Origin of the sequence: Pseudoalteromonas sp. BMB, assembly GCF_001709235.1 — a bacterium.
In the GTDB taxonomy this organism is placed as follows: Bacteria; Pseudomonadota; Gammaproteobacteria; order Enterobacterales; family Alteromonadaceae; genus Pseudoalteromonas; species Pseudoalteromonas maricaloris.
Genome location: NZ_MBQA01000167.1, coordinates 102,679 through 114,144 on the forward strand (window position 1 = coordinate 102,679; position 11,466 = coordinate 114,144).

Genomic DNA, 11,466 nt, shown 5'->3' on the forward strand with positions numbered 1-11,466 from the left:
TGCCCAGCTTCCAGCCCACATAGAAGAAATTTGTAATCAGTGGCAAGCGAGTTTAGATATCGAACAGGGCCCGATTATGCGTTGGGTATGGTTTGACTCTAACGGTATGGGTCAAGATCAACTCGCGATAATCATTCATCACTTAATGATTGACGCGGTATCGTGGCGCATTCTATTGGAAGACCTTAATCAGCTGATTGGTCAGCAAGCCACTGAGCAATCACTGTCACTATCACAAAAGCGCAGTTCTTACCGTGATTGGGTAAATTCGCTAGCGATGTATAAAGACTCTAAACAAGGCAAACAAGAGTTGGCTTATTGGCTGGATCAAAGTGAGAAGACCAAGCACATAGAGCAAGCGTTCTCGGCAAAAGTTTGGCAGAACAAAGATATTCAGCCAGCAAAAGTACAGCTATCAACTGCTGATACCGAAAAGCTATTGAAGCATTGTCACCATGCTTATGGAACGAATATCAATGATTTGTTATTGACCGCATTGATACAAGGCTACCATCAGGCTACTGGAAATACTGCCCTGATGGTAGAAATGGAAGGGCACGGCCGAGATATGATAGATCCGGCAATCGATATCACTAAGACAATTGGCTGGTTTACTAGTATCTATCCAGTTGGTCTTGAGTTGTCTGATCCGCAGGATATTGGCCAGTGTATCAAGGAAGTAAAAACAACATTACATGCGATTCCAAATAAGGGTGTGGGTTTCTCTATCTTCAATTATATCAATAATATTGAAGCAATAAGAAACATGACGAAGCCACAAGTGAAGTTCAACTACTTAGGCGAAGTTGGTTCAAATTCTCAAGACGCTGCGAGCCACCATATCGGCTATAGCCAGAACTCAAGCGGTACCCCGCTTTCTGAACGCACTGAGATTGACCGCCAAGTAACTATCAATGGGGTGACAGAGGATGGGCAGTTGTCATTTGTTTTCAACTATCCAAAAGCGTGGCAAAGCGACACTATGGCATTGTGGCAATCACGCTTTATCTCTGCATTGCAAGCCTTAGTGGCGCATTGTAGCGACACGAACAGGTTGGGTTATACACCAGGAGACTTCCCGCTACTTCCTGTCTCGTTACCACAATTGGATAATTTGTTGCCGAATCTAGAAAGGCAGCAACATATTCCGTTGGATAATATTCAGGATATTTACCCGCTGGTGCCATTACAGTCTGGTATTTTATTCGAAACCATGTATGCACAAACCGACGAAAATAAAGGCATGTACTTGCAGCAATATGGTTTTGGTATTCGTGGTGAAGCTGACTTGAATGCCCTGCAGCAAGCATGGCAGGAGATAGTTAACCACTATGAAGCATTCCGAACTCAAATTGTATCGGTGAATATTGGTAACGCCGAAATGGATGTTCAAGTCATTCTTAACCATGTTGATCTAAAGGTGAATAAAGTCGATTGGTCTGATAAATCTGAGTCAGAGATGAAACCGGCGGTGACGCAATGGATGAATGACAGTAAACGTTCTGGTATTGAGTTAACTAGTGCACCGCTAATGCGAGTGACATTAATTCAAGGAAAAGAAACGGGTTATATCATCTACGAGCAGCATCATATTGTTATGGATGGTTGGGCTAAGAGCGTGGTGTTGGCTAATGTGTTCAAGCTATATCTGGCAATTGTTGCAGGGCAAGAATACAGTTTACCGCCAACATCATCTTATGGTGCGTTTGTCAAAGCGATATACAGCAGAGACTTAGAAGAAGAAGCGTCATACTGGCAGCGCTATCTTCGTCATCATAATGAACGTACACCTCTACCGATGAAACAAGGAGTCGGTTTAAAGCGCTGCACGCTAGCAGCTCAGCCAGGCGATATTTTCGATAAGTTGTCATTCAGTCTGACTGACGAGGATACAGCTAGGCTAGAGCAGCTGGTGAAAACAAATCAGCTGACCATGAACACGGTATTGCAGTATGTGTGGGGATTGATGCTGCACTTACATAGTGGCCACAAAGCAGTGACCTTTGGTAGTGTTAGCTCAGGGCGTTCTGCGATTCTAAACGCTAAGCATAGCGATCAAATGGTGGGTTTGTGTATCAACACTATCCCGACCTCTATTGATTTTGACACACAACGGAGCTTGATAGAGCAAATTAAGCAGATGCAAGGTCGTGAATCTGAAAAGCTCAGTTATGAAATAACTCCGCTTGTACGTATTCAAGAGCTGCTGGGTATCAAAACTAATAAAGACTTCTTTGAAACCTTATTTGTTTATGAGAGTTATCCGGTAGATGAAGAATCAAATACCAGTGAGTTATTCATAGATCTAATTGATGAGTCAGCGCCTAACTATCCACTGGCAATTATTGGTGAGCCTGCTGAGAAGCTGTCAATTTCTTTTGAATTTGACACCTATTACTATGATAACGAGACAGTGAAATGCCTTATTGCGCAGTATGAACGACTGATCTTGCAACTTATTGCAAAACCAACAGCACATCTTCATGAGGTAATGTTGGCTTCTGAAGCTCAAGCACAATGGTTATTGCAAGACTGTGATAGAACTAAAGCAGAGTATCCACAAGATAAGTGTATTCATCACTTGTTTGCAGAGCAGGTGCTTAAAAGCCCAACAAATACAGCGATTGTTTATCAGGAAAGGCAATTAAGCTACCAAGAACTTTATGATAAGAGCTACGCTTTGGCCTTACATCTACAGTCGAACGGTGTGGCACCTGATACGTTAGTGGGACTATGTGTCGAGCGCTCACCTGAAATGATAATAGCCATAATGGGTATTTTAATGGCCGGTGGTGCATATGTTCCACTTGACCCTGATTATCCAGAAGAGCGATTGCGTTTCATGCTTGAAGACAGCCAAGCAGAGATTGTGTTAAGTCAACCGAGATTGATAAGCAAGCTCCGTGCGTTAGTTTCGCAAGAAACACAAATCATAGCCCTTGAACCGTCAAGTACCGAGCAAGCAGATGTGGCTGCATCTCAGGCTGAGCTACAGAGACTATGCACACCGAGCAACTTGGCTTATGTCATTTATACCTCGGGCTCGACAGGTCAACCTAAAGGGGTCATGGTTGAACACCGAAGTCTAGTCAATCACAACCTATATGCTAGTGATACCTACCAGATTACTGAGACTGATAAGCAGTTATTGTTCTCTACTATGAATTTTGACTTGTTTATCGAAGAAGTGTTCGTTGCATTGAACAACGGGGCTGAGTTAGTGATTGAGCAAAAAGATAAACTGCTATCACCTCAGCATTTGCAAAGCTTGATTGTTGATCATGGCATTACCGTGTTAAATATTCCAACGGCCTTCTTCCATCAACTTGTTGCCACCGAGATGCCTATGGACTCAGTGGAAACGGTGATTATTGGTGGTGAGAAGCTAGTTTACGATAAAGCTCAAACGTTTGTGACTCAGTACCCGAATTGTACTCTATACAATACTTATGGACCGACGGAAACCACGATCATTAGTACCGTAATGACCGTTACGCGAGATGCTATCAGTCAATATGAGGTAGTTCCAATTGGAACACCAATCAGTAACACTCATGCTTATGTACTTGACCAGTACGGTAATTTGTTACCACAAGGCGTTCCGGGAGAGCTGCATATTGCTGGTGCTTGTTTGGCAAGAGGCTATCTCAATCGCCCTGAGCTTACCGACGAGAAGTTCATCGCTAATCCATTCTTAAGCGGCACTCGGATGTATAAGACCGGTGACTTAGTACGCTTGTTGGAAGATGGTAATATTGAATATATCGGCCGTATTGATACTCAGGTTAAGGTGCGCGGTTTCCGTGTTGAAACGGGTGAAATCGAGGCTAAGCTGAATCAGCATCGCGAGGTGAAAGACTGTACCGTTGTGGCGCAAGGAGACGTAGAAAGTAAACAGTTAGTTGCCTTTTATACAGTGGCTTCAAATGACGTTGAGCTTTCGACAGAAGCACTAAAAGCTTGGCTACATCAGTCACTCCCAGATTATATGGTACCAGCCATATTGGTTTGCTTGGAGGCTATGCCTCTAAACCATAATGGTAAAGTGGACCGTAAAGCACTAGAGACTATGGAAGTAGGACTAGAAGCTAGCAAACAGTATGTCGCTCCGGGTAATGCCATAGAGCGTAAACTCGCCGCGATTTGGTCTGATGTGCTCGGCACTGCTATTGAAGCTACAGGAGTCAATGATAACTTCTTTGAATTAGGCGGTGATTCAATTAAGACCATTCAAGTTGTCTCTAAAGCAATTGAGCAAGGAATTCACTTTGATGTACGCGATATGTTCACATATCCGACGATCAGAGCATTACTAGCAAACTGTGATACATCGAAATCTAAGCAGGTGATTAAAGAAGACGGAGTGCTACATGGAAATGTGCCATTAGGTCCTATTCAATCAGACTTCTTCAGTCATACTCAGACTGATCTGCATCACTTTAATCAGTCGGTGTTGCTGAATTTAAATGTCAACCTATCTATTACACAGCTTCAGGAGTTGGTTGCTATGTTGGCGCAGCAGCATGATGTGCTGAGATTCAGATATACCAGCTCGGTTGATGATGGTGGCAAGGTATGTTGGCAGCAGCGCTATGTCGGCGAAGTTGCTTTAGACACTGAACAGTTGGGTATTCAGTATCAAGATATTTCAAATATGCAACGGGAATTGGCTGAACAGACTGTACGAGAGACGTGCGATCACTGGCAACGCAGTTTAGATCTCATTCATGGTCCAATTATGAGGTGGGTCTACTTCGATGCGAAAGGAACAGGCCAAGATCAATTAGCAATTATCATTCACCACTTAGCTGTAGATGGTGTTTCTTGGCGTATTCTTCTCGAAGACCTCAATCAACTGATCACGCAGCTGCTTGATAATAAAGTCTTAGCATTGTCTAAAAAGCGCAGTTCATATCGTAACTGGGTTGACTCGTTATCAGCATACAAAAACTCTGAACAAGGAAAGAAAGATCTCGCATTTTGGCAGGCGCAAAGTCAGCAAGTGCAAGACGTAAACGATACATTCGGTCCTAATGTTTATAAAGATAGCGAGATACTAAGTAGTAAAGTCTCATTATCCAAAACCAACACGACGATGTTGCTCAAGCACTGTCATCAGGCTTATGGAACGGACATCAATGACTTACTATTGACGGCTCTGATGATTAGTTATTACCAATCGACAGGCAGCACGCAGTTGATGATTGACTTGGAAGGGCATGGTCGAGAGCAGTTAGACTCGGCGATTGATATCACTAACACGGTTGGTTGGTTTACCAGTCTTTATCCCGCAAATTTTGCGTTGTCTAGCCCAAGTGATATTGGCCAATGTATTAAGGACGTGAAAGCGGCGTTACACGCAATTCCTAACAAAGGTATTGGTTATGGCATCTTCCGCTACATCAATTGTGATGAGGTTATTTGTAGTATGCCTGAGTCTCAGGTGGTGTTTAATTACTTAGGTGATTTCCAGTCGAATAATCCTTCGTCGGGAGATAGCCATTTTGAGTTCAGTGAACACTCCAGCGGTGAGAGTAGCTCAGACAAACGAGAAGCTGACAAACTGGTTACCGTTAATGGCTTGGTTGTATTTGGGCAGTTATCTTTCACATTTAATTACCCACAACAATGGCAAGGGAAGCCGATCAGTCAATGGCAAGACAACTTTGTAACAGCACTGGAAGCCTTGCTTGAGCATTGTTGTGATATGCCTAGACAGGGCTATACACCAGATGACTTCCCGCTGTTGCCAGCGTCATTATCACAGTTAGACAAACTCATACCTGAGTTAGCGCAACGTACACAGATCTCATTGGATAATATCCACGACATCTATCCATTGACGCCACTGCAATCAGGGATGTTGTACGAAACACTATATGCACAAACCGAAGATTACAATGGTATGTATTTATCACAGCTGATGATTGGGATAAATGGGCATGTGGACATGACCATTTTGAATCAGGCATGGCACACCATAGTGCATCACTACGATGCATTGAGAATGCAGCTGATCACAGATAATACCGCTAATATCAATGCTGGACTACAAGTTATTCTTAAGCAAGTAGATGTACACATTGATTATGTGGACTGGTCTGAAAAAGATGATGCTGCACTCAAACAGGCGTGTGAGCATTGGATGCAAAGAAGTAAGCGTGCTGGAATTAGTTTCGACACCACAGCTGTAATGCGTATGACCTTGTTCCAAGGTAGAGATTCTAGCAGGCTGGTTTTTGAACAGCACCATATCGTGATGGATGGTTGGTCACAGGGAATTATTTTGTCCAATTTATTCAAACTGTACCAGTCTTTGAGCAAAAAGGTGGATTACCAAATCCCAGCAACCGCGCCATATAGTGCTTATGTCAATGCGTTAATGAGTCGCGATCAACAACAAGAGAATGAGTACTGGCAGGCGTATCTGAAGTATCATGATGAGTCGACGCCACTGCCAATGGCTAAGTTGTTTAAGCACGATGAGCGCAAAGCTGAGACTGCAAAAACTTCGTTCCGTAAAAAAGGACTCAGTTTATCTGCTGATACGACGATACAGCTTGAGCAATTACTAAAAGACCACAGGTTGACGATGAATACCGTGTTGCAGTATGTGTGGGGGTTATTGCTGCATCTGCAAAGTGGCAATGAAGCAGTGACTTTCGGCAGTGTCAGCTCTGGTCGAACGGGTATATTGAACACTAAACACAGCGATCAAATGGTTGGACTATGTATCAACACAACGCCAACAAGTATTCGTTTTAACACTCAGCTTAACCTACTTGAGCACCTTAAACAGATGCAAGTAAGAGAATCTGAAAAGTTAAATCATGAGATTACACCGCTGGTGCAAATACAAGAGTTGCTGGGTAAAGGTTCAAACGAAGAGTTCTTCCAAACCTTGGTGGTTTATGAGAATTACCCGGTCGAGAAAATTACAGAAGCGAATAGCTTAATAACGGAACTGTCAGGCTATCAATCTCCGAACTATCCATTGTCGATGATTGCTGTATTACACGAGACGCTGAAAATTAATCTAACGTGGGATGAGTTCTACTACAGCGAAGGCACTATTGATACCTTGCTAGCACAATTTGAAAGATTGGTGTTACAAATCCTTGCTAATCCAGAGTCGTCGCTGTGCGATGTAAGTTTGATTTCACAGCAGCAAAGACATCAGCTGTTAGTTGAACGCAATGGAACTCAGTCTGATTACCCGCATGACAAGTGCATTCATCAGTTGTTTGAAGAGCAGGTGATGAATACGCCTGATAAACTTGCTTTGGTTTGCGATGATCGTACGCTTAGTTTCAAACAGTTGTATGAAAGAAGCCAGACACTTGCATTATATCTACAGTCGCAGGGAGTTAAGCCAGATGCGCTCGTTGGCTTATGTGTAGAAAGGTCAGTGGAAATGATGGTAGGTGTCTTATCCATATTGGAAGCCGGTGCAGCTTATCTACCTCTAGATATTGAGCTTCCCGTGGATAGATTGACGATGATGCTTGAAGATAGCCAAGCTGAAATCATAATTACCCATCAGCACAGCAAAGATAAAGTAACAGCACTTGTGGGCCAAGATGTACAAGTCATCGGGTTAGATGAAGATGGGTATCTGGCCGAAGCCCAGGCAGCAGAGCTGGCATTAATGCAAGGCATGGAGCTTAGTCGCGAGGTGAGTCACGATAACTTGGCATACGTTATCTACACCTCTGGTTCTACAGGTAAACCTAAAGGGGTAATGATTGAACATGGAATGGTGGTTGATTATACCTACAGTGTAGTCGATAAAATGGACTTGCGAGCGTGTGATACCTTTGCGGCTGTGTCCAGCTTCTCTGCTGATTTGGGGAACTTGGCACTTTATGTACCTATATTGTTTGGTAAAACATTACATCTGATTGCAAATGCCACCGTAAATGAGCCAAAAGCACTGCATGACTATGTGGCGGTTCATCCGATTGATTGTATGAAGATAACGCCATCACATTTTGAGATGTTTAAGTTATCTGATTCTGAAATCATAACGGTGAATAAGGCGCTAATTTTTGCAGGCGAGCCGCTATCTCAGCAAATCGTCGCACTGGTTAATGAACAAAACCCAAGCTGTAAAGTGTTCAATAACTATGGCCCTACGGAAACGACGGTTTCAAAGCTATCCTCAACAGCACTTAGCAGTGCTGAGTTAGTTGATACAACAACTGTGCATTTAGGTCAGCCTTTGGCTAATACTCAAGCGTATGTGCTGGATGTTTATGGCAACCCTCAGCCCATAGGTGTTCCTGGAGAGTTATGCATCGCAGGTGTTGGCGTCGCGAGAGGGTATCTAAATCACCCTGAGCTTACGGAGAAGCAATTTATTGCTAATCCATTCGTTAGCAATGCAGATTCTAGAATGTATAAAACTGGCGATCTCGTGCGCTGGTTGGAAGATGGCAATATTGAGTACTTAGGCCGAATTGACAATCAGGTGAAAGTTCGAGGCTTCCGTATCGAGACCGGCGAAATAGAAGCACTATTAAATCGGTTTGATGCGATTAAGGATTGTGTCGTTGTTATGCAAGGACAGCAGCAAGATAGTAAACTCATTGCTTTCTATGTCGCTAAAAGCTCAACTGAAAATGAAGTAGTTGAACTTGACGCGATTGCACTTAGGCAGCATCTTCAGCAAGTTTTACCGGATTATATGCTGCCTGCAGCTTTTGTTAGCTTGACATCTATCCCACTGACACATAACGGTAAAGTAGACAGAAACGCGTTGCAGCAAGTTGATGTAACTATTACCTCTAGCCGAAGCTATGTCGCGCCTTGCACTGAGGTTGAGCATGTGCTGGTCAATATTTGGGCTGAGGTACTTGAGCTCAACCCAGCTAATATTGGTATTAACGATAGTTTCTTTGAACTGGGTGGGCACTCACTTTCGGTTACTCGATTAGTGTATAAAATTCAGAGCCAATTTGGAGTTAAGCTGACCATCGCAGAGGTGTTTGGCTTACCGACTATCGCTGGAATCGCTGAATTTGTCGCTGCTGCGCAATATCAACTAGAAGCATCAGTCACTGATGGTGAGTCAGAAGATATTGAGTTTGAGGAAGGGGCTCTGTAAGAGCCCCTAAAAAATAACAATAAACGATGTGTAAGCATCAAAACTAAAAGATGGAAGTGATGAGTAACTTAATGACTATTGCAAAGTTGTCGCCTGGCAACGGTATACCTCTTACAATCGAATGTGATCAGAAAATCACGGTAGAACAATTGATCCGAGACCATAAATCAGAAATTGATTTAAAACTAAGAGAACATGGTGCCATTTATTTCAAAGGTTTCGGGATTGACGCGATATCTCAATTTGAAAACGTTTCTGAGCTGTTTTGTGAGAACCTATACACCAAGTATGGTGATTTACCTTCGATTGCAGAAAGTAAGAAAGTCTATGGTGCGACACCTTACCCCCCAGACAAAACCATTTACTTTCACAATGAGGCTTCACACACACCGACGTTCCCCTCTAAGCAGCTATTTTTATGTATTAAAGCCGCCCCAGAGGGGGGCGGGTTAAGCATTGTCGATGGGCGAAATGTACTACGCAATTTACCCCCAGAGCTGGTTGAAGAGTTTGCAGCGAAAAAGCTGATGTATTGTCGTAATTTCATACCTTATGTTGATGTGAAGTGGCAGGATTTCTTTAAAACCACGTGCAAAATTGAGCTAGAAGCGGCATGCCACGATGACGGATTAGAGTTTGAGTGGAAAAAAGGAGACATTTTCTCCACCAGACGAGTTGCTCCAGCAATTATTACGCACCCCATTACGAAAGAATTAACTTGGTTTAATCAAATCCAGCTGCATCACCCTGGAATGATGGAAGAAAAAATCTATAAGGTGTTTCGTAAAAGCTATGAGGAATTTGATTTTCCTCGATATGTTTGCTTCGGTGATGGGACGCCGATACCGCAAGAGACACTGTCCTTGATTTCTCAGGTTCTACAAGAGCAAAGTGAGACTATCTATGCCAAGGAAGGAGACATTATCTACGTTGATAATTTATTGGTTGCACATTGTCGTTTGCCTTATAAAGGAGAGCGTCAAGTGCGAGTGGCACTGGGTGATCCTATGGTCGAGAGCGATCTGAGATAACTTACATTACAGATATTAATTAGCCAGTCTGAGCATATGGTACACATACTCAGACTGGCTAATATCAATAGTAAAAAAATAACAATAACAATAAATCCTACCTATCAAAGCAAGCTTAGGGAAGATTGTTCAATACATACAATTGGACCGTGTGAGGAGTACTTCATGTCTATATATGCTCTTATTAATAAATTCAATGCAAAAGGCATAAATCTATTCGTTAAGGATGGGCAGCTTAAATTTAAAGCGCCAAAAGGGGCATTAACCAATGAGTTAAAAGATGAACTCATTGCAAATAAGCCAGAGATCATTGCTTTTTTGCAACAGGTTTCCAGCAGAAGTCACACATCCCAGGTCCAAAAAGTAAATAGAACAACACCGGCAGGAAATGAGATTGTTTCGTTTCCACTTAGTTATTCCCAAGAAAGATTATGGTTTATTGATCAATTAGAGCCTAACAGCGCGACATACAATATTCCAAAGACGGTATTGATTAATGGTGATCTAGACATTGTACATTTGGAGCAGGCCTTTAAGCTGATAATTTCCCGTCATGAGGTGCTTAGAACCGTATTTACAGAGCACCAAGGTAAAGCTCAGCAGGTGGTTTTGGGTGAGGTTGATTTTCGATTGACCCAGATAGATTTGAGTCATCATAACGATATCATCACACGTCATGAAAAGGCCAAAGCGATTTGTCTATTAGAAGCCGAAACACCATTCGAACTGTCTAAGGGACCACTACTTCGCGCCAAGCTTATAAAGTTAAAAGAACAGCAGTATGTTCTAATCATCACACTGCATCACATCATCAGTGACGGTTGGTCTACAAGTGTTATGGTCAGAGAGTTTAGCGAGATTTTGAGCGCGCTAAGCCTAGATAAAGAGCCGAATTTACCGATCTTGCCAATCCAATATGCAGATTACAGTGTGTGGCAAAGAAAGCATCTTGATGAAGGAGGCGTACTGGAGCAACAGCTAGGTTATTGGCGGGAAAAACTTGCTAAGTTACCAGCAAGTCTTGAACTGACCACCGATCACCCAAGAACCAGAGAAGAAAGCTTTCAAGGGGCTACGGCCGAGTTTGCAATCGATGAACGACTGACTGAGCAATTAAAGTCATTGTCAGATCATTGCGGCAGCACATTATTTATGACGTTGTTGGCGGTATTTAATGGACTACTTTATCGTTACACGGGACAACATGATATCTGTTTGGGGACACCTATCGCCAATAGGCAACATATAGAAACGGAAGGGCTGATAGGGATGTTTGTGAACACCTTGGCGCTACGGAATCAGGTGGATGGTGAGCAAGGGTTTGATGCG

The 11,466-nt window shown here is 42.9% G+C and carries 2 protein-coding genes and 1 pseudogene (1 of these 3 only partly in view); all 3 read left to right on the forward strand.

The genetic code is table 11. The features are described from left to right. Positions 1 to 9,046: pseudogene (locus BB427_RS13715) on the forward strand (non-ribosomal peptide synthase/polyketide synthase) (its annotated part extends 18,623 nt beyond the left edge of the window); the annotation flags it as partial. Between the two features lie 119 nt (positions 9,047 to 9,165). Then, positions 9,166 to 10,137: a TauD/TfdA family dioxygenase gene (locus BB427_RS13720; RefSeq protein WP_069021222.1), complete on the forward strand. Its 972-nt coding sequence runs from the start codon at positions 9,166 to 9,168 to the stop codon at positions 10,135 to 10,137. 165 nt (positions 10,138 to 10,302) lie between these two features. Next, the coding region (locus BB427_RS13725; protein WP_254663636.1) for a condensation domain-containing protein at positions 10,303 to 11,466 on the forward strand (1,164 nt) is incomplete at its 3' end.